Below are 21,630 nucleotides of genomic sequence, written 5' to 3'. Positions count from 1 at the left end.
TCTAAGCAAGTGACTTAAAGAACTCCATCTCATACTCTCTAAGTATACGAATCATATTTGTAGACCCTGCTACTCCAACAGGGTCTCCTGCTGTTAGTATATAACTCTTATCTAGCTTCAAAACTTTTCTCTCTATACCTTGATTCATTACACTAGACATCATTTGTCCAAGAGAGTCTTCTTTGACCATAAAAGCCGGAACTACGCCCCAACATATAGTCAAGTATCTTGCAACTTTTTCATTATGGACAACAGCATAGATATCACGACGTGGACGATATCGTGAAATCTTTCTAACTGATGAGCCAGATGCTGTCAGCCCTATAAGTCCCCAAGCATCTATATCTTCGCATAATCTGACCGCTGACTCATTTATACTGTCTGTTGCATCTGTAATATTAAAGTGTGAAATCTTATTATACGGGTATATCTTCTCAGTACCTATTATTGTCTCTACCATAGTCTTTACAGCCAAAACTGGGTTATGTCCAATCGCACTCTCTTCTGAGAGCATAACTGCATCTGAGCCATCTAAAACAGCATTTGCAACATCACTTATCTCAGCTCTTGTAGCCGTGTCATTTGTAGTCATTGAGAGTAGCATTTGCGTAGCTGTGATAACAGGTTTTGAAGCTTCATTTGCTTTTTTGATAAGCATCTTTTGCAGAACTGGAACTTCATAAAAAGGCACTTCAATGCCAAGATCTCCACGAGCAACCATAAGACCATCACTATGTTCAAGTATGGCATCTATATTCTCAACTGCATCAAACTTCTCTATCTTTGCAAAGAGTTGAACCTTTCCATTATTGTCATTTATAATTTTTCTTGCATTTATCATATCTTGTGCATCTTGAACAAAAGAGATAGCCATAAAATCAACATCATTTTCTATGCCCCAAAGCATATCTACTCTGTCTTTTGGAGTCAAAACATCGATGCCAAGTCTTGTATTTGGAAAATTTACACCTTTTTTAGAAGTCAAAATACCTCTGTTTCTTACCTTTACTTTTACATATTCGGATGAAACCTCAACAACCTCAGTACGGATAATTCCATCATAAAGATAGATAAACTCTCCTACTTTTAGCTGCTTTAAAACGGCTGGTTGGTTTATACATGTACGGTAAAGAGCTTCTGAGACTTTACATCCAACTATCTCTTCTTTTACAAACTCAATCTCATCATCAACCTCAAGCTCAAAAGGCTCTTCTAGGTAACCTACACGAATTTTAGGTCCGCTAATATCTTGGAGAACTCCAACAAACAAACCACTCTTTTTTTCAGCCTCACGAATGCGCTGTAAAACTTCATAGTGATACTCGTGAGTGCCATGTGAAAAATTTAGGCGAAATACATTTACACCAGCTCTCATCAGAGCTTCTATCATCTGTGATGAGTCAGATGCAGGTCCAATTGTTGCTAAGATTTTTGTTCTCTTTTTCATTAGGATTTATCCTCAATTTTTCTGCTTATTTCACAACCATTAAAATAGAATTCTAACTCATTTGAAGGCTCTTTGTAAAGTAACGGCGAATCAAGGTCTATGTAGGCTATAACATCACTGTACTCCTGTGCGAGATTTAGAGCTGCATTTATAGATATGGGACCTTCAAGCATCGAGCCTAACATACATTTCACACTATTTTTTCTTGCAAATTCTAAAATCTCTATAGCTTTTGTAACTCCGCCACACTTCATAAGTTTTATGTTTATCATGTCAGCACAGGCATATTCTATGATTGCTTTTGCATCTTCGAGTGTAAATACCGACTCATCTGCGAGAATGGGAACATGTGAGTAGTTAGTTATGCATCTAAGTTCATGTAGTTCATCAGCTTTGACAGGCTGTTCTATAAGTTCTAATTTCACATCCAAAGTAGCATCTATGTACTCCATTGTCTTATCTTGTGTCCAAGCTTGGTTTGCATCTATAATAAGTTTGGCATCAAGCTCTGAGAGTCTATTTGTAACTTCTATGGCATGTTTTATATCTGAGCCAAACTTTACTTTTAAGATATTCATACCATTAGCTATAGCTTGCGTAGCATCTAAAATCATTTCATCTGCTTCTTTTAAACTAATGGTAATATCAGTTTTAAGAGTAATGTTTTGCTTGCTCTTAGCATCTGGTATCAAAGAAAAAAAAGCCATATCTAAAGCCGCTTTTGCACTACTTCCCATCTCAGCTAGATGCAAAGAGATAAGAGCATCTGATGGAGTTAAACCTATAAGCTCATCTTGAATGAACGCAACACCGCTCAAGATGCTATAGATATCTTCTCCAGTCACAGCACGAGTAGCAGGAGCCTCTCCTAAAGCCACACTACCATCATCACAAGTAACACTCACTCTCACAAACTCCACCGCATCTACTCGTCTAAGAGCTGTTATAAAAGGAGTTTTTAGAGCTATTGCTTTAACTTCTGTTGATATGTCGAGTATCTTCATAGTATGACCTAAACCTAGTGTCGATAAAATTTTTTAATCTTTAATATGTAGTAAGTATATAGTAATAAGCTGTGATTTTGATTGGTTTGTAGATGCTTAATGTAGTTAAATAATACTTCACAAAACGAAATAAATTCGTTTTATAATTTCTTATTGTTCCAAATATCATAAGGCTTTATGGGAATTTCATCTTCTGATTTTTTGAACACTTTGTGGAACAAAACAACTCCCTAGAAAGTGAAAGTTTAGGAATCTACATAATTTACTTCAAAACATAGAGTTTATGAAGTGTAAGTCAAATCTAATTTCAAGTATTATGGTCTGAAAATAGTCGTCAAAAATTGATTATCTTTGCATACAGATATCGGTGGGTTATATAATACCGGTGTATTGTAGTTTTATGGTGATTTTGGTCGCAGATTTGTCGCAGTTAAAACCCTAATTTTTCTATATAATTATTAGCGGCAGCAAGTTCAAGTTTTTGTAGATAACTTAAAAAAACAGTAACTTTCACATAATCTTCAGAACTATTTTCATCACATGATGTGCCAAAGATAACATCTGTCTCCTCACTGACAAGACTGTGAACTATATCTATAGCATCTAACAGTTTCTTCAGATTGAAATTAGGATTAATTTTAAAATACAATAGAACACTATCGGCATTATTTATATACAATTTTTCTAATTCTAAATCTTCTATTGCTAGCTTTATTACTTCACACGCTGAATCACAACCACTGCATTCAGCCGTACTCATCACAATCAAATCTTTATTATTTGATAAGATCTCTATACTTTCACTATCTATCGTGATATCATTGTTACCATAAGTTAGTATTTTGTTTAACTCTGCTTTTAATTCTGCGTTTGATAAACTTTTCATATTTAGCCTGTACTATTAATTTACTAGAAGTATAAGATATAAACTGGACCGCTTTATGTCTGTTTTAATTGTCCAATCATATTTCTAAGTACATTTTTGACAGCTGCTTCATAACTATCAGAGCCAATCTCCTCATTAAGCATAACAACATATCCAAACTGCTTATCACTTACACTGCTTTCTTCATATTCCATACTTTCAAGATTAATTCCTTCTAATGTTAAGTCGAATTCTTGATAATTATTTGCAAGATTTTGAATCAAAATACTAAGTGGAAGTTGTTTTGATTTCCAAATATCATAATCTATACCAAAATGTATTTTATATTCTCCAAGTTTTTTTGTATAACAAAAACCAATAATCTCAGCATCCTCTTCTAGTCCAACTTCTAAGCTTATTTTTCTTGTTACATCCTCTAGTTTATTCATTAAACTTGGTACATTTATATTTTTAAGTAACTCCATCTCTTCTCCTGTAAATTTAATAGTTCTCATGTTAAACCAATGTTCACAAAAGTCATAAAACATTTTGATTTCAACATACTTTTCTTGAAGGTTTTGATTTTTAATTTCTTTGACTAGGTCTTCCCAATAAAATATTTGATTTTCTACAGCATCAAAATCTATCCATCTGTCAAAAATTTCTTGTCTATGACTATAAGTACTTGGTATTAAAAAAAATAAATGTTGATTATAGTTCTCAATATCCATTTTTAAATACTCCAAATAGCCTTTTGGCTGATTCTCCGTTAAGCTTGTATAGTCTTTATTTTTAATTTCAAAAATAAACTCTTTGTTATCAACATTAAGAAATAAATCTGCTCTTCCGTAATTATTATGTAAAATTACTTCCGTATCAAAATGCCTATATTCAATACTATGATTAGACAATACCCCATTTTTACTAGCAATAAATTTAAGAAATACTTCTCTGAACTCATCTATACTTAATAAATTACAAAAATATTCTTCAAACACTACTTCTTGATTTAATACATTATATAAAACCATATTTTCTCTATGTTCCATTAGTTATATGCTCCTTTTATCTGTTAGTTTATCAATTATACTTGACACCTTTATGTCCGATTACTCAAATATACTTCCAAGTCTTCATTTATCATCTCTTGTATCCACAACGGTTCTAAAACTGTTAAATGTGGTAACCAATATTTAATAATTGGGATAATTTCCATTTCATCGGTTATTCGTACTATAAACTCCATCGTACCATCTTGACTTAGAGTTTCTATCCTTTGAGTTGGGAGTTCTCTTCTTTGAAAATACTTTGTAGCTATTTTGTCTGCAAATATTTTGACTTCAAACGGCTCTATGTCTGCTTTGAACCAGATATTTATGGAGTTTTCCAAAAGCGCTTCAATCTTATCGTCAGTTGTAAAAGTTATAGCAGTTTGTTTTATATTTGAGAGTGTATTTATGTAGTATTTTTGTATGGAACCCTCTCTAGAAGCGACTAAGTACCAGAAGCCTTCATAGTTGACTATTTTAAGCGGTTGTATATTTGCTCTAAAAGTTCCTTCTCTATCATTTTCATAGCTACAATCTAATTCTGTCTTATTTTTGATAGCTTTTTCTATAAGCTGAATATCATCAAATCTATCACTAATATCTTCTATGTTTAACTTTGTGTAGATAGGGTTAAAATCTTCATTTCTAATTTTAGAGAGTAGCTTGTTTGAAGTAGTGGCAAACTTACCACCAATACCCTCAGTGATTTTTTCTATAATGTCTAAAACTAACTGCTCTTGAAGTGATTTTGTCTTCTCAATACTAAAACCATCTTGCATTTTCCATTTCCGTTTATCTTGGTAGATATGAAAAGCACTTAGTCTTTCGTTAAAATCTCTTTGAATGGTTTTAGAGCTGACATTAAACTCTTCGGCTAACTCTTTAACAGACAAAGCCTCTCCATCATTTAGCCTTGCTAAGATAATCGTAAGTCTTGTTAATATTTTGTCATAGTCGTGCTTGTATCCCAAATTAAAACCTTATATCAGTTATTTGTATTATAGCCTTATAAAAAATTATGCACTAATATTTACTAAGCAGTCATATCTAATGTCAATGATATAGTATATTTTATCTATCATAAATATATCATCCCAATCAAGAGGGAAAGGCTCATATATAGAGTGTAATATCCAACAATGTTTTTGAAGATTCAACTCTTTGTCTTTTTGCCAAATACTTGTTATATTATGACTAAAGCCATCGTTAATTCCAGAACAATTTTCTTTCATCATTAGTTCTTTGATACGATCAGTCCAAGTTGCTAAGAGATGGTCATCATCATCTTCAAACCACATATATTCATTACCATGGACATAATATGTTATGTCAATATTATAATCATAAGTATCGTTCTCTTTGTCTAATACTTTTTGTAAAGCAATTTGATTTTGTTCGAGTGCTAAGTTATATATTTTTTCTTCAAGTAGTTTTAGTTTATCGTTGAATATACCTAATCTTTGTATTTCTTGTCTGTTTAATTGTCTCATCTGTAATCCATACCTTTTGAAAAATTATACAAAAAGTATAAGACTGCTTTGTGTCCGTTTTTATCCATGTGATGTCTCTCCGAATCTCTTAACCGGCGAGTTGATTTCTATAAACCAAATGCATGATGTGATTTTTTAGAATTTATATACTTATGTGTGCCTCGCTTGTGCCTTTTTTAGTAGCTTTTGGAGCATACTTTGCAATACAAAATACTATTTAAATTCACTGACCATAAAAAACCTTTTTTATTACTTTGTATTTCTCATAAGAGTTTGGTAGCCCTCCCCTCGTTCCCATATACAATATGGGAACGAGGAACAACCACGTCACTGCGAGCGAAGCGCGGCAGTCTAAAGAGCTAGATTGCTTCGTTCCTCGCAATGACGTAAGAACATATATAACAAACTTTCATCATTTAACAATTTCAAGTAAAACATTCCCAACAAGCAAACCGCCAAAAGTTCCTATTAAGTAACCCATTATCGCCATTAAAACTCCGACACTAACAAGTGACTTATTGTAAGTTGCAGCTAAAATTGGTGCAGATGCTACTCCTCCTATGTTTGAAAGAGATGCGACAGCCACGCTGAATAAGTCAAGTTTAAAAATCTTCGCGCCTATAACCATAATAACAGCATGAATGACCAAGATGCTAAAACCTGCAAGCACATAGACTCCAACATCGCTAAAGTTATCAAAAACTGCCTTTGAGCCTATGAGAGCTATGAGAATGTAGAGCATTGTAGATGCAACGGAGCTAGAGCCATTTATCTCTTTTAGTTTTGTAAATGAGCCTAAAACTCCAAGCGTAGATGCTATAAGGACTATAGTCGTTGTGTTGTTGAGGATTTCTATGTTTTGAGCGATAATTTGCGAGATGATAGATGCAACAAGAGCCAGAAGAATAAGCAGCCAGTATCTTGGTGCTCCCATATTACAAGCACACCCTATTTCGCCTAAGTAAGCCATATTTTCATCACTCTTTGTAAACTTGTTAAAGATAGTCGCAAAGGGTACTAAAAATAGAAGTAACATAACCCATAAAGTATAGTTCACACTGTCAACTATAAGTGCATAACCAAAAGCCTCTTGTGATACCCCAAGAGCAGAACCTACAGCTATCATGTTAGCAGTTCCACCCATCCAGCTTCCAGCCAAAGCCCCAAAAGCCGCCGCTGAGTTAGAGTCAAAGTTAAAAACAAATGCGACTATAACAAAACCAAACGTGAGAGAAAGAACAGCTAACATATAAGATATAAGCAGAGATTTCCCAAGTCTGAAAAAGTGTCTAAAATCAACCTGTAAAAGCATAAGAAAAAGCATAGCAGGAAGCAGGTTTGTTTTTGTAAGTTTATAGATGGCATCTATGTCCTCGTTTTTATCAAACACACCAAGAGATGCAAAAAGCATAGAAAAAGCATAAATAAACACGACTGCCGGAATAAATTTGAAAATTTTTAAAGAGGTTTTTTTCTCAAAAAGATTAAAAAAAGTTGCAAGCAGAGCTAAGCTAAAAAGATAGACTAAAGGAGAGCTAATCAAATAATATCCTATATAATATTTATACTATAGCATACTCAAAAAGAGATAAATTTAATGTTAGCTTTTAGAAGCAAAGGGTAAAATACGCTCATAAGGATGACTTTTGGCAAAGAAATATGTGATATTAGATACAGAAACAACAGGCGTAGGTGAGAATGACAGAGTAATTCAACTCGGTTACATAGTACTGGGTGCAAAAGAGGTAGAGGTACACAACGAGTTTTACTCATCTGATGTGCCTATTAGTTTTGGAGCTATGGAGATTCACGGAATCACTCCAGATATGCTAGAGAATAAACCTGCCTGTACAGATAGTGTTGCATATAAAAGATTGTGTGAGTTAAACGTCAATGAGAACTATATGATTATCCATAATGCTCCATTTGATCTTGGAATGCTTGAAAAAGAAGGCTTCAACACTCAGATGAAAGTCATAGACACTCTAAGAGTTGCTAAGCATATCTTACCAGATGAAGATGCTCACAGACTTCAATACTTTCGCTATAAAATGGGTCTATACAAAGATGAACAAAAAGAAGCAGATGCTTTAGGTGTTGAGATAAAAGCTCACGATGCTATCGGGGATGTTTTAGTTTTAAAACTACTTTTAACAAAACTTAGAGAAGCGGTATCAGCTCTTTATCCTAGCGAAAATCCTGTTGAGAAAATGGTTGATCTGACAAATACTCCAATAATTGTAAAATCATTTAGATTTGGAAAGTACAAAGGTAAGACTCTTTTAGAAGTAGCAGCTTCAGACGCAGGGTACCTAAGATGGATGCTAACAAGCATGGAAAATCTTGATGAAGATATGCGTTACTCTATAAATAATGCCCTAGGAGCTTAACAAGCTCTTTTTTTAGAATTTAAATAAGTTAATTATAAATTACAGCAACGATGAAAAACATAAGTAGTGCAATAACTCCACTTATAAGGGCATAAGGGAGTTGAGTTTTAACGTGTTCTATAACTTCACAATCACTAGCCATAGATGAAATAATAGTTGTGTCTGAAATGGGTGAACAGTGATCTCCAAAAATTCCTCCAGATATTACAGCACCTATAGTAAGCGCCACATTTGCATCCATTGCAACTGCCATGGGAACAGCTATAGGTATCATTATGCTAAATGTTCCCCAGCTTGTTCCCGTTGAAAAAGATATAAGTGAGCTAAGTAAAAATATCACAACTGCAATAAGATAAATGCTAAGATTTTGGCTTGCTAAAGAAGCTAAATATTGTCCAGTTTTTAAGTCACTTGTAACCTCACCAATAGCAAATGCAAAAAGTAAAATCATTGCTATTGGAAATAATTTTTTTGCTCCCACTAAGGCTGTTTTACTCCAAACTTTTAGACTCATATTTTTTTTACCTACATAATAAAAAAGAGTAAAAATGAGAGTACTCAATACAGTATAAAAGATAGCACTAGAACCACTACCTTTTAAAATATTTCCATTACCTGTAATATACAAGTAAATAAATACAAAAAATATCATTAGCAGTATTGGTAAAAGCATATAAAACATACTTTGAGGGTTTGATAGTTGTGAATAATTACTAATGGGAGTATATTTACTCTCTTTCATTGGACCTATATCTATATTAAACCATATAGCTAAAAAAGTCACTAATAATGCACTCATAGCATAGAAGTTATAAAATATAGAGTCTATAAGTAGCTCTATGGCATTGGCTTCTAATACACCATGTGTTATCTGCGTCGATATCAATCCTAGCAGAAGTGCTCCCCAACCATTTAATATAATTAGTGAGCTTATTGGTGCAGATGTTGAGTCACATACAAAAGCTAGTTTAGCCTGCGGTATTTTGTACTTATCACAAAATGGTCTTCCAACTGCTCCTGCTATTAAAGCAGTAATAGAAGACTCTATAAAAATAAACACACCTACCGCATAACTAAGAAGCAAAGAAGATCTTGCTGATTTTACTAGCTTCACTCTGTTTTGCATAAAATCTACAAAACCGTCTATTCCACCACTCTTGTCTATCAAAGTCATAATACTTCCTACTAATATAGCAAAACCTAAAGTTTTAAGTATCCAAGCTTTACTCAATAATGATGTAAATAGTAAAAAAGTAACTTCTAAAGATGGCAAAACATTAAAATCATTAAGGATAAAAACCCCCAAGAGTATTCCACTAAAAAGTGATAGTAATACGCTTCTTGTATATAAAGCTAGAATAATAGCAAGAAGAGATGGAAGAAGGGAAAGGACAGAAGTCTCTATGACTAAAACTCAAAAGCTAAAAGTATTAGACCGGCTCTTCCAAATTTTTCTTTATAGAGCTCACATTTTTTATGTTTAACTTCTTTAAAGCCTAGTTTTTTATAGTAAAGCAGTGTTTCTAGTGAACCTATCTCAACCATAGCTTGTGCTATTCTGTAGCCCTTTAGTCTTGCGCTAAGAAGACTTTTTTGCATCAGTGCTTTTAAAATTCCAACATTCATATGCCCTTCTATCTCTTCCATAAAATCAAAAACTAAAGTTCTTTTGTTTAACTCAAAATCACAAGAGTCCAATATCTCTAAAAAATCTTCTGCATTAGCATCACAAGAAATCTCTTTTAGTGATTCTAAAAATGTTTCTTTAGTTGCGATTCTCGGTTCATAGCTACATAGGGACCCAACACATTCACCATCTATTTCTGCGATTAAAAAATTACTATAATGACAATAATTTTTTGCTGTGGTAGTTGTAAGTTTTTCTATATTTGCTAAAGTCTCTTCATCGCTTTTAGATTCAAAGATTACATCAAAAATACTTATCTGCTTATCTGCACGAGAACTTTGTAAAATCATCTGTGCTAAAAAAGGTGCATCTTGGCTTAAAGCTTTTCTTATTTTCATACTCATAAATCTTTCCATAAATTAATTAATTTCATATATTAGTAATAGTACCATACATTATGATAAAAACATTCTTAATCTTAATTTTTTTACAAAATTCCTTATTCTCCTCACAGCAAATCATATTGGTCGTTAGTGATGACTTTAATACTTCTAGAGCAAAATTAAGTTGTTATGAAGATGGTCAAAAAGTTCTAAAAACAATAGATGTAAACATAGGGGAAAATGGCCTTGGTTGGGGTATTGGCGAGCATCAACTAAAACAAAAAGAAAATCAACCAATTAAGAAAGAAGGTGATAAAAAAGCACCTGCTGGCATCTTCAATTTAACCTCTACTTTTGGTTATGCGCAGAAGAAAGAGTTTAATTTAAATTATATTTATTTATCCAAAGATTTAATTTGTGTTGATGATTCTAACTCGAAACATTACAATAAAATAATAGAGATGCCAAAAACAAAACCAAAAAGTTTTGAGCAGATGAGAAGAAGTGATCAACAATATGAACTTGGAGTTATTGTCTCTCATAATAAAGATCAAGTAAAACAAGCTGGGTCTTGTATATTTTTACATGTTGAAAAATCAGAAAAATCTTCTACAGCTGGGTGTACTTCTATGAGTTTAGATGAGATAAAAAAGATTGTAAATTGGTTAGATGGGAGCAAAAATCCCATCTTGATTCAGATTCCTCGTAGTTCTCTAAAAGAGATAAAAGAACTATTTCCTAATCTTCCTCTTTAGTCATTGAGTTTTTAGCCTCAATACCAAGTAGTGATAGACCTGTTTTAAGAGAGAGTGCAACCACTAAAAGAAGTTTCAGAAGTTTTGCTTCATCTTGGGTTCCTATGATTCTGCAATCATAATAGAACTTATGAAGTGCGGCTGCAAGTGCTCTTAGATAATCTGGAAGTTTTTGAACTTGACGAGAACTAAATGCATCATCTATTATCTCAGGGAGCAGAAGTGCCTCAAAAAGAAGACTATCAGCATTTTCATCAAGCCCTTTAAGTGAAGCTGACATAATCTCTTCTTTTGAGAAATTACTTTTAAACAATATTGTTTGTATTCTTGCATGTGCATATTGAATATAAAAAATAGGATTAGAGCTATCTTGCTTTTTAAACTCAGCTAAGTCAAATTCTAAAGCAGTATCGCTCTTCTTAGATGCAAAAATAAATCTAAGGGCATCTGAGCCTATCTCTTCAACGATATCACTCATCAAAATTACATTACCAGCACGTTTACTCATTTTGTATGGTTCACCATCTTTTAAAAGGCTTACCATTTGAGACAAAAGAGTCTCTAATCTGTTTGAATCATAACCTAAATACTCAACAGCTGCATTAACTCTTGGGATATAACCATGATGATCAGCACCCCAGATATTGATATAGTAATCATATCCACGCTCAAATTTTTGATTATGATAAACTATATCTCCAGCTAAGTAAGTTGGACGACCATCTTCACGAACAACAACTCTATCGTTATCGTCACCTTTTGCTTGAGAAGCTATCCACATTTTCTCATCTTTTTGGTAGATACCATCGCCCATCTTTTTCATGACTCTATCCCAGTCATTATACAAAGATGATTCATTTACAAATGTGTCGAAGTGAATATTTGTCTCTGCTAGAGAATTTATTACGATATCCATAACACCGTCTTTTGCCCAAAGTGCCAGTTCTTTTTGACGAGACTCATCACTTAAAATCTCTTTACCAAATTTCTCAACAGCACCATTTGCAAGCCCTTCTAAGTAATCACCACGGTAATAACTCTCAGGATACTCAACACTCTCTTTTAGTATGTTTTCACGACCATAAAGTTGGATAGAAAGACCAAGTAAATCAATCTGGTTTCCTGCATCATTTACATAATACTCAGCTGTAATGTCATAACCTAAATGTTTTGCTAGTCTATAAAGAGTATCTCCATATACAGCACCACGTGCATGGCCTATGTGAAGTGGCCCTGTAGGATTAGCACTAACAAATTCTAAAAGGATTTTTTCTTTTTTCTCTTGTTTGCCAAATTCATCTTTATTATCTAAAGCCCAAGCAGCATACTCACTTAAAAAATTTTCACTAAGACGAAAATTTAAATAACCTTTTACTGATTCAACACTGGAAAAAATTTCTGATTCATTAAATGAAGTAGCTAATTCCTCAGCTATAACCATAGGAGACTTCCTAAGTTCTTTAGCTAAAGAAAAAGCTATTGGTGTAGCAAAATGGCCAAAAGCTCTATCTTTTGGTTTTTCTAAAACAACTTCACGACCAAACTTTTCGCGCAAAAGCGCCGATACACGTTGTTTCAAGTATTATGCTTCTTTTGTAGTTTTTGGAGCTTCTGTAGATGCAACTTCTTCACTACCTTCTACTTTTTTAGGAGTGTCAGTAGAAGCTATATCAGTTTCATCTGTTTCTTTCATTTCACTTTTAAAGTTTTTAATTCCTTTACCAAGACCTTTTGCTAAGTCAGGTATCTTTTTAGCACCAAATAAAAGTACAATAATTCCAAATATTATTAATAGTTCTGTTCCACCAGGCATGCCCATGATATTCCTTTTTTTATAAAATTAATGCGAGAGTATATCTACAATTTGCTGTAAATACTCTTATCGTTCTTATTAATATATCACTATTGTTCTATATCTTCCCACTTTTGTACAAAATCATTAACTTCATTATTTGAAATTTTCATTCTCGCAGTAATAGCTATATTTCTCAATAGCTCTGCAGCTTTTTGCAAATCATCGTTTATAATTAGAAAATCATACTCACTAACTCTTTGTATCTCTCTCTTAGCCATTTTCAAACGAGCGTTCATAACTTTTTGTGAGTCTGTTGAACGACCTGCAAGTCTTTTCTTTAGTTCTGATAGTGTGGGAGGTGTAATAAATACCGAAGTTGTTATATCTCCAAGTCTGTTGTTAACAGCTGTATTTCCTTGAACATCTATATCAAAGAGAACTAATTTGCCTTCACTTAAAGCTTTACGAACAGGCTTAATAGATGTTCCATAATAGTTTCCATGAACAAGTGCATATTCTAAGAAGTTATTATCTTCAATATCTTGCTTAAACTCTTCTACACTTACAAAATGGTAGTGTACACCTTCTTGTTCACCCTCTCTAATAGGGCGAGTTGTTGTAGATATTGAGAAGTAACACTCTCCTATATCATTTATTATTTCATTCAATAAAGAACTTTTTCCTGCACCGCTAGGACCCGAGAGGACTAAAACTGCTCCACTTTTGTTCACTATTTATCACCTAATGTTATATTGATATTAATCTTCATGCCTTTCATTGATGCTGCTACATCTTCGTTTGAAAGAGCTGCTAATAATTTTTTAAGAGCTTCTACACCTTCATTACTTGAGTCTATATCTAGATCCGTCTCTTTTAGATTTTCGATTTCATCACTTACATCAGCTTTATCTAATTCTTCACTGTTTACTTCTTCACCAATTGCTAGTTTTATATCTCTTGTATTTAATGATTCTAGTCCATTCATATCACTTACTGCTATATCTAGAAGTGTATCATCATCTAGCTCACTTTGTAAATCTTCATCACTAAGTTTTGAAACTGCACTTTCTATTTCTGACTCTAATTCTTCATCACTTATATCATCAATATTTAGTTCTTCATCGTCCTCTTCAACTGGGATTTCATCGGCTTCAATGTCTAAGTCTTGTGAGTTTTCTAGGTTCGTCTCTTCGAGACTTTCGACTTCATCACTTTGCTCAGCTACGTCAAGCTCTTCTTCATTGACTTCTGCTTCGAGACTTTCGACTTCATCACTTTGCTCAGCTACGTCAAGCTCTTCTTCGTTGACTTCTGCTTCCAACTCTGAGTCTAAATCTAAATCACCTAAGTCCATATCATCAAGACTTTCTATCTCATTATCTTGTTTTTCTTCTTCATCTTCAACTTCACCTGAGATTTCATCGGCTTCAATGTCTAAGTCTTGTGAGTTTTCTAGGTTCGTTTCTTCGAGACTTTCGACTTCATCACTTTGCTCAGCTACGTCAAGCTCTTCTTCATTGACTTCTGCTTCCAACTCTGAGTCTAAATCTAAATCACCTAAGTCCATATCATCAAGACTTTCTATCTCATTATCTTGTTTTTCTTCTTCATCATCAAAAGAGAGTTCATCAAGATCTAAATCATCAATATCTAAATCCATATTATCAAGGTCATCTATTTCATCACTCTCGTCTTCAAGGTCTAAGTCTTCTTCTAAATCTAGGTCTAAGTCCGTCTCTTTGAGACTTTTGACTTCATCACTTTCTTCGGCTACGTTTGACTCTTGAGAATTGATTTCTGTCTCTTGTAAAAGTTCTTGAACTTCTTGTAATTCATCTTTATCTAAAACACTTTCACCAAGATTTTCATCATCTAAAGATAGTTCATCATCTTCTAAATCTAAATCATCCGAGTCCTCTAAAGAATCTAACTCTTCACCAAGCTCAGAGTCCAAGTCCAAGTCTAGATCCATATCATCTAAGTCTTCTTCATTATCACCTTGTTCAGACTCTTCAATTTCATCTAATCCTTCAAGATTATCATCATCTTGGTCTAAAACTTCACTCTCATCTATTTCATTTTCCAAAGAATCGGTTAGGTCTAACTCTTCTTCGGCTTCTTCATCAGCCTCAAGATCAATCGTACTAGTTTCTTTACCTATAGTAGCAAAAAGTTCAACTAGGTCAGTTGGTAAAAATGGCTTTCTTAAAGTAGATGAAAAACCTTCAAGTTCCTCAGCATCACGTGAACATATATATAATGACTTACTAAATTCTACTTTTTCTTTAACTTCATTTAGTAACTCTTCGCTATAAAGAGTATCATCGAGTACAAATAAGTCATAAGTTCCAGCTTCAATTTCTTCTACACTAGAAACAATATCTAGATCATCAGAAGTCTTTTGTGCGCTAAGTGTTACTAGTTTTGTAACTACTGGATTATCATTTAAAAGTAATATATTCACATCTATTCCTTTGAGGGCATAAGTTTTATCATTGTATCAAAAAAAACTAAAAAAACATCTCTAAATAGTTAAAAGCTTCGAGCATTTGCGTTTTTAAAATCAACATTGTAGCACTAAAAGTTGCTATGAGAACCATAAATGCAACCATGATTTTTATAGGAAAACCAATTACTAAAAGATTAAATTGAGGCATAGTTTTCATCAACATTCCAAAAATAACATCTGCAAGCCATGATAGAGCAATAATTGGAAAAGCTATCATAAAACCTACAACAAACATATTCGACGTAGCTTTTATTATGTAATTAAAAAGATCTTCAGTCATTAAAAAACCACCTAAAGGAACACTAGCTAGTGATGAATCTATAAAAAGCAACAACCAGTGATGAAGATCTATCGCAAGTAATACCATCAAACCCATAAGAGATAAGAACTGTGAGATTATCGGCATAGATACACCAGTTTGAGGATCAATAGCACTTGCCATTGAAAAACCCATCATAAAAGATATCTGTCCACCTGCAAATGTTATAACATTATAAGCCAATAGTAGAACAACCCCTATAGCTAAGCCAAAAAGCAGTTCACTTAGTATAGCAAGAACTATCGTAGGTACATTAATATCTATTTGAAGCGGTGGCATCGATGAGTAAAAAACTATTGTAAAAAAAAATGCCATTGAAGTTTTTATGGTCATTGGAATATTTTTATGAGAGAAAATAGGTGCTGCCATAAAGAGTGCTGCAAAGCGAAAAAACAAGAGAATAAAGCCAACTATATAAGTGTCACTAAAAACCTCTGTCCATGATAACATTACATTTTACTCACTTAACTGCTACGAGTTTTTTATTTTCCAATCTATATACTTTTTTACACTTATGCGCCAACTCTTCATCGTGTGTTACAAGAACCATAGCTGCACTTTTTTTTTCTATATATTCAAAAAAGATATCCATAACTTCATTTGCAGTTAACTTATCAAGATTTCCAGTTGGCTCATCTAAAAAAAGTATGCGAGGTTGCTTAGTTAAGACTCTTGCAATTGAAACCCTTTGCTGCTGTCCGCCTGAGAGTTCTGTAACTTTTTGATTTATTGCTTCATAGATATTGAGTCTTTTTAGTATTTCGTCATCAATATTTTGCTTTGAGAGCATCGCTGCAACTTCCAAGTTCTCTTTTGCACTAAAACCTTTAAAAAGATAGTGAGATTGAAAAACTAATCCCAGCGAATCTCTTTTTATCTTAGCTAATCTCTTTTTACTCATTTGTGCGACATCTTCACCAAAAATATTAACACTACCGCCATCGGGGTTTAAAAGAGTTGAGAGTATATGAAGTAGTGTAGACTTACCACTTCCGCTGATTCCTATAATGGCTATAGACTCTTTTTCATCTAGATTAAGAGATATATTACTAAATAGTTCATATTCAAATGTATGTGATAAATCTTTTGCTGATAATAAATTCATAAGGGGATTATAGCAAATGTAACTAAAGAGAAGTTTTTATTTTTAAGAAGTTAAATGTAGAGTCTAAAAATCTTTACCACGCAATAGCGTGGAAAAGTTTGGGTTTATCCCATTTGTGCTGCAACTTCTGCAGCGAAATCGTCAACTTTCTTTTCAATTCCTTCACCAACTTCAAGGCGAATGAACTCTGTAATTTCAGCAGTTCCACCAAGTGTTTTAGCAGCTTCTGTAACAGCTTGTGCAACTGTTAATTTGTCATTTAAAACATAAGTTTGGTCTAATAAAGCTTGTTCTTTATCTAAAGTTGTATTATCATCAATAAAACGAGCTAATTGACCAGGAACAATTTTGTCCCAGATTTTTTCAGGTTTATTTTGAGCTTTTAACTCTGCTTTGATATTTTCTTCAGCTTCAGCCATAACTTCAGCAGTAAGTTGACTCATAGAAATGTATAAAGGTACATTCTTAAGAGGTTTTTTAAGACGAGCTAACTCTTCATTATCTTTTTTGATAACTTCGATTCTACCTCTAGTCTCAGTTTCAACGTATTCAGCATCAAAATCTTTGTAGCTTAAAGTAGTTGGTTTCATTGCTGATGCATGCATAGCAACTTGCTTAAGTGTATCTCTCATACCTTGAGCAGTTTTCTCACTATCACATTTAGCAGTAATAACAACAGCAATACGGTTGTTAGAGTGAATATAACCATTTAGAGCAGTTGTTGCATCAGCTATAAGTGTACCAAAACGACGAACTTCAATTTTCTCACCGATTTTAGTAACAGCAGCTGTAAAAGTTGCTCCAAAATCAGAAGCCATTAGAGCATCTACATCAGCAGGTTGAGCATTATAAATCTCTTCTGCTGTAGCTTTTACTAAGTTTTGGAAACCTTCATTTTGTGCAACGAAGTCAGTTTCAGAGTTGATTTCAACTACAGTAGCTTTAGAGAAGTCATCAGCAATTTTGAAACCAGCAAGACCTTCAGCAGCAACTCTATCAGCTTTTTTAGCTGCTTTAGCAATACCACGTTCTTTTAAAAGCTCAGTTGCTTTAACCATGTCTCCATCAGCTTCAACTAAAACTTTTTTACAATCCATCATCGGTGCGTCAGTTGCCTGACGCAACTCTTTAACCATTGCTGCCGTAACTGCCATGATTATGCTTCCTCTGTTGCAGCTGGTGCTTCAGTCGCCTCAGCTTCTACTGCTACTTCTTCACTCGCAGCTTCTTCAACTACTTCTTCTTCAGCAGGTGCATCTCTAAGAGCTTTACCTTCATTGATTGCAGCTGTCATTTCACGACAGAAAAGTTGAATTGAACGGATTGCATCATCATTACCAGGAATTGGGTAAGTGATTAAATCTGGATCACAGTTAGTATCTAGTGGAGCTACAACTGGAATACCAAGACATCTAGCTTCTAAAACAGCAATATGCTCTTTTACTGCATCTACAACAAAAAGCATATCTGGAAGTTTCTTCATGTTACGGATACCACCGAAGTATGCAGAAAGTTTTTCTTTTTTACGAGCAAGCATTAAAGCTTCTTTCTTAGTTAAAAGATCAATTTGACCATTTTCTTGCATCTCAGTAATAACGTCAAGTTTACGGATACTTTTTTGAATAGTTGGAAAGTTAGTAAGCATACCACCTAACCATCTGTTATCTACGTATGGCATACCACAAGCGATAGCAGCATCTCTTACAGAGTTACGAGCTTGTTTTTTAGTACCAACGAAAAGTACAGTTTGCCCTTCAGCAGCTGCGTCCATAACGATTGTATAAGTGTTACGGAAATAACGAAGAGTCTTTTGTAAGTCAATAATATAGATATTTTTACGAACACCAAAAATATATTTTTTCATTTTCGGATTCCAACGACGAGTTTGGTGTCCAAAGTGTACACCACATTCTAATAGGTCTTTCATAGTTACCATTTAAGGTCCTTTAAGGGCTGTTTTTTCAAGCCAGAAATTCAGTTAGTTAGCTTTGGCAATGTCGAACAATACTATCCTAAAAAGGAAGTTGCACTAACTTTTGACACATACCTGTTAATGTTTTCTTGTATATTTATAGAAGAAAAATCCGCGAATTATACTCAAAAAATATTTAAGTTAAGCTTTTTAAAAATTTAAGCTTTTAATTTCTCTAGCTCTTCTTTAACTTTTGCAACATGATCTTTGACTCTTACCTTTTCAAAAACAGCTTTTACAATTCCTTGGGGATTGATGATTAGAGTTGTACGAACAACTCCCATATACTCTTTACCATAATTTTTCTTTAACTGCCAAACACCGTACTCTTGCATCATTGTTGTATCTTCATCACTTAGAAGTGTGATTCCTAACTCTTTTTTCTCTATAAAACTACGATGTTTTTTTGTAGAGTCTGCACTAACACCTAAGATAATCGCATCTAGCTCTGAAAAATCAGGAGCTGCCTGCGTAAACTCACAAGCTTCGGTTGTACATCCCGGAGTATTATCTTTTGGATAAAAATATAATACTATCCATTTTCCCTTTATATCTCTTAAACATATCTCTATATCATCTTGGTTTGGTAAGCAAAATTCAGGTGCTTCTTCATCAATTTTAATCATTATTATTTTTCCTTCATTCTATTTTTATCGTTTTTCTAGTTCCATTGAACATTTTTGAGTACCTTTGACTCTATTCTGAACTCCAGTGAACATTTTTTTTCAAAAAATATTCCATACGCTCAAGCCGAGTACCATTAGCTTTATTTCAAGCTTCCGTGAACATTTTCTTGTAGAAAATATTCCATACGCTTGAGCTAATGGCATTAATAAACAAACATCAAAAAGTAAACCCAGATGCCAGTGAGCGAAGTCATAACAACTCCTGTAAATGTCATAAGCCCTGCTTTTCTATGTTTACTTAGCTGTACTTGCTTCTTTGCCATAAAAAGAGTTGTAGCCCAAATGATAAGTGTTACTACAGATATAGCTATATGAAAGATAAGGACTATAACTGCGTAGTTGTGTGATACTCCACTATCTTTCATAAAAGAGTCAAAACCACCAACCATTCTAACTCCTGTCTCAAAATAACCAAGTACTATGACGGAAAAAGCAAATATAAATATCTGTGCATAAGCATGTGCTTTATATCTTTTACTTTTAGCCAAATAAATAGCTCCCGCTACAAGCAGTGGCAAAAGTGCCACAATCAGTGTCACTACATCCATAAATATGGGTGCTCTTGTCCCAAAAAAACCTGTTTCAAACATATATTCCATATTACTCACCTTTAACTCCTCTATTTTTTTGATAATAAGCATACCATGAACCTAACACTATCAACAGTAATACAACTGTAATTGTAATCTGCTTTAAGTATACATCAATAAGTTCTTGATTTTCACCTATAAAATACCCAAGCATTGTAAGTATCAATGCCCAGATTCCTGCACCTAATGCTGTATATATTGAAAACTGCACTAAATTCATGCGAGCTAGACCTGCTGGTATAGAAATCAACTGACGAATACCTGGAATAAGTCTTCCGGTAAAAGTAGAGATATGTCCATGCTTTTGGAAGAAGTTATCCATTTTATCTAAAGCACTCTCTTTTATAAAAAAGTATTTTCCATATTTTTTAAGTATTTTTCTACCAAGACTAAGCGCTAAATAGTAATTTACAAACGCGCCAACCATTGAACCGCCTAATCCACTAAGCATTATCATACCTATACTCATCTGCTCTTGTGAAGCTAAATATCCAGCAGGGATTAAAATTATTTCACTAGGAAAAGGTATAAATGAACTCTCAACTGCCATAAGACAAAAGATGCCAATATATCCCCAGTCAAAAATCAGATCTACTAAACCTTGTGCTAACTCTCTTATCATTTGATACTCTCTTGTACATCTTTTATCATCTTGTCTGCTACATCACTATTTGAATACTCTATAAGTTTTTTACTTTTTTGCTCAAGCGGTTCATCTAAAATATAGAGTAATTTTGTTCTTAAATCTTCACTCTCTCTCTCACACCAACCAAGATTGTTATCAACTATAAATCTTGCATTATAATATTGATGATCACCAGCTGCGTATGGATACGGAATATAAAAAGCAGGAAGTCCATTTGCTGTAGCTTCCCAAAGAGTACTAGCTCCTGCACGACTTACGGCCAAGTCTGCTTTTTGGATAAGAGAAGCCAACTCTTTTGTAAATCCATAAAGTTCAACCTCGACACCTAACTCTTCATACTCTTTTTTTATTCTATCAAAATCTTTTTCACCCGCTTGATGAATGATATTAATATTTCTTTTTTTAAGTTCTATTGCTAAGCTAAGTGCCAAATCATTTATAGCTTTTGCACCATTTGAGCCACCTAAGAAAACAATATTTTCAAGGCTAGTACGAACTCTGGCATTTTTATAAAAAATCTCTTTTACAGGATAACCTTTAATCGGAGAATTTTTATCATATGCACAGATAAAGTTTGAAGCAAAAGGTTTTAAAAGTGAGTTTAGTCTTCCCTCTATAGCATTTTGTTCATGTATAAAAAGCGGAATTCTTTTACTTATAGATGCAAAAGATGCGGGAGCTGCTGAGAAACCTCCAACACTATATGTTGCTTGTATTTTATGATTTTTTAGTATTTTTCTTGATTTTAAAAAAGCGCGAAACACTCTCCAAAGAGCTTTTAACTTTCCAAGTCCTTTTTGATTTACTACTCCTGTAGTTTCTAAAAAGTAAACATGTGAAAAAGCACTTCTTTGTTCAAAGTATTTTCTATCCTGTCCATTAGTAGAACCAATAAAAATAACTTCATGAGCTTGTTTAACAGCAGCTTCAACAAGAGCCTGTGCTATCATCAAATGTCCGCCAGTTCCACCGCCTGTTATACATAATTTCAACTTCGC

At 33.6% G+C, this 21,630-nt stretch carries 23 protein-coding genes; 2 read left to right on the top strand and 21 right to left on the bottom strand.

Annotated features, from left to right (window positions below; all coding sequences use genetic code 11):
• Window position 1 precedes the first annotated feature (1 nt).
• The 7 genes from pyk to ACLHDE_RS02220 form a co-directional block, all read right to left on the bottom strand.
• The gene (pyk, locus tag ACLHDE_RS02250; RefSeq protein ID WP_415397539.1) at window positions 2-1,447 is read right to left on the bottom strand and encodes a pyruvate kinase; all 1,446 of its coding nucleotides are present in this window, start codon (window positions 1,445-1,447) and stop codon (window positions 2-4) included.
• Window positions 1,447-2,451 carry a dipeptide epimerase gene (locus tag ACLHDE_RS02245; protein WP_415397538.1) on the bottom strand — a complete coding sequence of 335 codons (1,005 nt, stop codon included), beginning with the start codon at window positions 2,449-2,451 and terminating at the stop codon, window positions 1,447-1,449. Before ACLHDE_RS02245 ends, pyk begins: the two co-directional genes overlap by 1 nt.
• A gap of 430 nt (window positions 2,452-2,881) precedes the next feature.
• Complete coding sequence (locus ACLHDE_RS02240; RefSeq protein ID WP_415397537.1) at window positions 2,882-3,337, bottom strand: hypothetical protein; 456 nt, start codon at window positions 3,335-3,337, stop codon at window positions 2,882-2,884.
• Between the two features lie 53 nt (window positions 3,338-3,390).
• On the bottom strand, window positions 3,391-4,365 hold the full coding sequence (locus tag ACLHDE_RS02235) for a hypothetical protein (protein ID WP_415397536.1): 975 nt from the start codon (window positions 4,363-4,365) through the stop codon (window positions 3,391-3,393).
• 50 nt (window positions 4,366-4,415) lie between these two features.
• Window positions 4,416-5,336 (bottom strand): helix-turn-helix transcriptional regulator, encoded by a 921-nt coding sequence (locus ACLHDE_RS02230; RefSeq protein ID WP_415397535.1) that lies wholly within the window; start codon window positions 5,334-5,336, stop codon window positions 4,416-4,418.
• A gap of 45 nt (window positions 5,337-5,381) precedes the next feature.
• Window positions 5,382-5,855 (bottom strand): hypothetical protein, encoded by a 474-nt coding sequence (locus ACLHDE_RS02225; protein ID WP_415397534.1) that lies wholly within the window; start codon window positions 5,853-5,855, stop codon window positions 5,382-5,384.
• 412 nt (window positions 5,856-6,267) lie between these two features.
• A complete protein-coding gene (locus ACLHDE_RS02220; RefSeq protein WP_415397533.1) occupies window positions 6,268-7,398 on the bottom strand; it encodes a DUF819 domain-containing protein in 1,131 nt (376 codons plus the stop codon).
• A gap of 103 nt (window positions 7,399-7,501) precedes the next feature.
• Here ACLHDE_RS02220 and ACLHDE_RS02215 point away from each other — a divergent pair, with 103 nt between their 5' ends.
• Window positions 7,502-8,245, top strand: a complete 744-nt coding sequence (locus ACLHDE_RS02215) for an exonuclease domain-containing protein (protein WP_415397532.1) — start codon at window positions 7,502-7,504, stop codon at window positions 8,243-8,245.
• A 28-nt stretch (window positions 8,246-8,273) separates the two neighbouring features.
• Here ACLHDE_RS02215 and ACLHDE_RS02210 read toward each other — a convergent pair whose 3' ends face one another.
• Together ACLHDE_RS02210 and ACLHDE_RS02205 are read right to left on the bottom strand one after the other, a co-directional pair.
• Entirely contained in the window at window positions 8,274-9,419 is a 1,146-nt protein-coding gene (locus tag ACLHDE_RS02210; RefSeq protein WP_415397531.1) for a Na+/H+ antiporter NhaC family protein, read from the bottom strand.
• 233 nt (window positions 9,420-9,652) lie between these two features.
• Complete coding sequence (locus ACLHDE_RS02205) at window positions 9,653-10,270, bottom strand: GNAT family N-acetyltransferase (protein WP_415397530.1); 618 nt, start codon at window positions 10,268-10,270, stop codon at window positions 9,653-9,655.
• 59 nt (window positions 10,271-10,329) lie between these two features.
• On the opposite strand from ACLHDE_RS02205, the gene ACLHDE_RS02200 reads away from it, so the two are divergent.
• Window positions 10,330-11,010, top strand: coding sequence for a L,D-transpeptidase family protein (locus ACLHDE_RS02200; RefSeq protein WP_415397529.1), 681 nt, complete (start codon window positions 10,330-10,332; stop codon window positions 11,008-11,010).
• Here the strand turns inward: ACLHDE_RS02200 and argS are convergent.
• From argS to murG, 12 genes are all read right to left on the bottom strand, one after another.
• Window positions 10,994-12,589, bottom strand: coding sequence for an arginine--tRNA ligase (gene argS, locus ACLHDE_RS02195; protein WP_415397528.1), 1,596 nt, complete (start codon window positions 12,587-12,589; stop codon window positions 10,994-10,996). The genes ACLHDE_RS02200 and argS overlap by 17 nt on opposite strands.
• Before the next feature lie 3 nt (window positions 12,590-12,592).
• Entirely contained in the window at window positions 12,593-12,829 is a 237-nt protein-coding gene (gene tatA / locus ACLHDE_RS02190; protein WP_415397527.1) for a twin-arginine translocase TatA/TatE family subunit, read from the bottom strand.
• An 83-nt stretch (window positions 12,830-12,912) separates the two neighbouring features.
• Window positions 12,913-13,536, bottom strand: a complete 624-nt coding sequence (gene gmk, locus ACLHDE_RS02185; protein ID WP_415397526.1) for a guanylate kinase — start codon at window positions 13,534-13,536, stop codon at window positions 12,913-12,915.
• Entirely contained in the window at window positions 13,536-15,269 is a 1,734-nt protein-coding gene (locus tag ACLHDE_RS02180) for a DNA topoisomerase IV (protein ID WP_415397525.1), read from the bottom strand. Before ACLHDE_RS02180 ends, gmk begins: the two co-directional genes overlap by 1 nt.
• 46 nt (window positions 15,270-15,315) lie before the next feature.
• Complete coding sequence (fliR, locus tag ACLHDE_RS02175) at window positions 15,316-16,083, bottom strand: flagellar biosynthetic protein FliR (protein WP_415397524.1); 768 nt, start codon at window positions 16,081-16,083, stop codon at window positions 15,316-15,318.
• A 10-nt stretch (window positions 16,084-16,093) separates the two neighbouring features.
• A complete protein-coding gene (locus ACLHDE_RS02170) occupies window positions 16,094-16,738 on the bottom strand; it encodes an ABC transporter ATP-binding protein (protein WP_415397523.1) in 645 nt (214 codons plus the stop codon).
• 104 nt (window positions 16,739-16,842) lie between these two features.
• Window positions 16,843-17,892, bottom strand: a complete 1,050-nt coding sequence (gene tsf, locus ACLHDE_RS02165; RefSeq protein ID WP_415397522.1) for a translation elongation factor Ts — start codon at window positions 17,890-17,892, stop codon at window positions 16,843-16,845.
• Window positions 17,893-17,894: 2 nt separating this feature from the next.
• Window positions 17,895-18,674, bottom strand: a complete 780-nt coding sequence (gene rpsB / locus ACLHDE_RS02160) for a 30S ribosomal protein S2 (protein WP_415397521.1) — start codon at window positions 18,672-18,674, stop codon at window positions 17,895-17,897.
• Between the two features lie 194 nt (window positions 18,675-18,868).
• Window positions 18,869-19,336, bottom strand: a complete 468-nt coding sequence (gene bcp / locus ACLHDE_RS02155) for a thioredoxin-dependent thiol peroxidase (protein ID WP_415397520.1) — start codon at window positions 19,334-19,336, stop codon at window positions 18,869-18,871.
• 203 nt (window positions 19,337-19,539) lie between these two features.
• Complete coding sequence (locus tag ACLHDE_RS02150; RefSeq protein WP_415397519.1) at window positions 19,540-19,995, bottom strand: DUF420 domain-containing protein; 456 nt, start codon at window positions 19,993-19,995, stop codon at window positions 19,540-19,542.
• A gap of 1 nt (window position 19,996) precedes the next feature.
• Window positions 19,997-20,608, bottom strand: a complete 612-nt coding sequence (locus tag ACLHDE_RS02145; RefSeq protein WP_415397518.1) for a DedA family protein — start codon at window positions 20,606-20,608, stop codon at window positions 19,997-19,999.
• On the bottom strand, window positions 20,605-21,624 hold the full coding sequence (gene murG / locus ACLHDE_RS02140; RefSeq protein ID WP_415397517.1) for an undecaprenyldiphospho-muramoylpentapeptide beta-N-acetylglucosaminyltransferase: 1,020 nt from the start codon (window positions 21,622-21,624) through the stop codon (window positions 20,605-20,607). Before murG ends, ACLHDE_RS02145 begins: the two co-directional genes overlap by 4 nt.
• Window positions 21,625-21,630: the final 6 nt, after the last annotated feature.

The organism is Sulfurimonas iocasae (assembly GCF_047716755.1).
Classification (GTDB): Bacteria; Campylobacterota; Campylobacteria; order Campylobacterales; family Sulfurimonadaceae; genus Sulfurimonas.
The sequence above is the reverse complement of the archived record's forward strand: the minus strand, read 5'-3'. Positions and strand labels throughout refer to the sequence as shown.

What these genes read in the sequence shown, in the direction of transcription:
- ACLHDE_RS02145 (WP_415397518.1), bottom strand. Translation starts at nt 20,608, where the DNA reads ATGATAAGAGAGTTAGCACAAGGTTTAGTAGATCTGATTTTTGACTGG.
- ACLHDE_RS02245 (WP_415397538.1), bottom strand. Translation starts at nt 2,451, where the DNA reads ATGAAGATACTCGACATATCAACAGAAGTTAAAGCAATAGCTCTAAAA.
- fliR (WP_415397524.1), bottom strand. Translation starts at nt 16,083, where the DNA reads ATGTTATCATGGACAGAGGTTTTTAGTGACACTTATATAGTTGGCTTT.
- tatA (WP_415397527.1), bottom strand. Translation starts at nt 12,829, where the DNA reads ATGGGCATGCCTGGTGGAACAGAACTATTAATAATATTTGGAATTATT.
- ACLHDE_RS02240 (WP_415397537.1), bottom strand. Translation starts at nt 3,337, where the DNA reads ATGAAAAGTTTATCAAACGCAGAATTAAAAGCAGAGTTAAACAAAATA.
- ACLHDE_RS02225 (WP_415397534.1), bottom strand. Translation starts at nt 5,855, where the DNA reads ATGAGACAATTAAACAGACAAGAAATACAAAGATTAGGTATATTCAAC.
- ACLHDE_RS02150 (WP_415397519.1), bottom strand. Translation starts at nt 19,995, where the DNA reads ATGGAATATATGTTTGAAACAGGTTTTTTTGGGACAAGAGCACCCATA.
- pyk (WP_415397539.1), bottom strand. Translation starts at nt 1,447, where the DNA reads ATGAAAAAGAGAACAAAAATCTTAGCAACAATTGGACCTGCATCTGAC.
- bcp (WP_415397520.1), bottom strand. Translation starts at nt 19,336, where the DNA reads ATGATTAAAATTGATGAAGAAGCACCTGAATTTTGCTTACCAAACCAA.
- ACLHDE_RS02200 (WP_415397529.1), top strand. Translation starts at nt 10,330, where the DNA reads ATGATAAAAACATTCTTAATCTTAATTTTTTTACAAAATTCCTTATTC.
- ACLHDE_RS02235 (WP_415397536.1), bottom strand. Translation starts at nt 4,365, where the DNA reads ATGGAACATAGAGAAAATATGGTTTTATATAATGTATTAAATCAAGAA.
- ACLHDE_RS02205 (WP_415397530.1), bottom strand. Translation starts at nt 10,270, where the DNA reads ATGAAAATAAGAAAAGCTTTAAGCCAAGATGCACCTTTTTTAGCACAG.
- ACLHDE_RS02170 (WP_415397523.1), bottom strand. Translation starts at nt 16,738, where the DNA reads ATGAATTTATTATCAGCAAAAGATTTATCACATACATTTGAATATGAA.
- rpsB (WP_415397521.1), bottom strand. Translation starts at nt 18,674, where the DNA reads ATGGTAACTATGAAAGACCTATTAGAATGTGGTGTACACTTTGGACAC.
- ACLHDE_RS02210 (WP_415397531.1), bottom strand. Translation starts at nt 9,419, where the DNA reads ATGACTTTGATAGACAAGAGTGGTGGAATAGACGGTTTTGTAGATTTT.
- tsf (WP_415397522.1), bottom strand. Translation starts at nt 17,892, where the DNA reads ATGGCAGTTACGGCAGCAATGGTTAAAGAGTTGCGTCAGGCAACTGAC.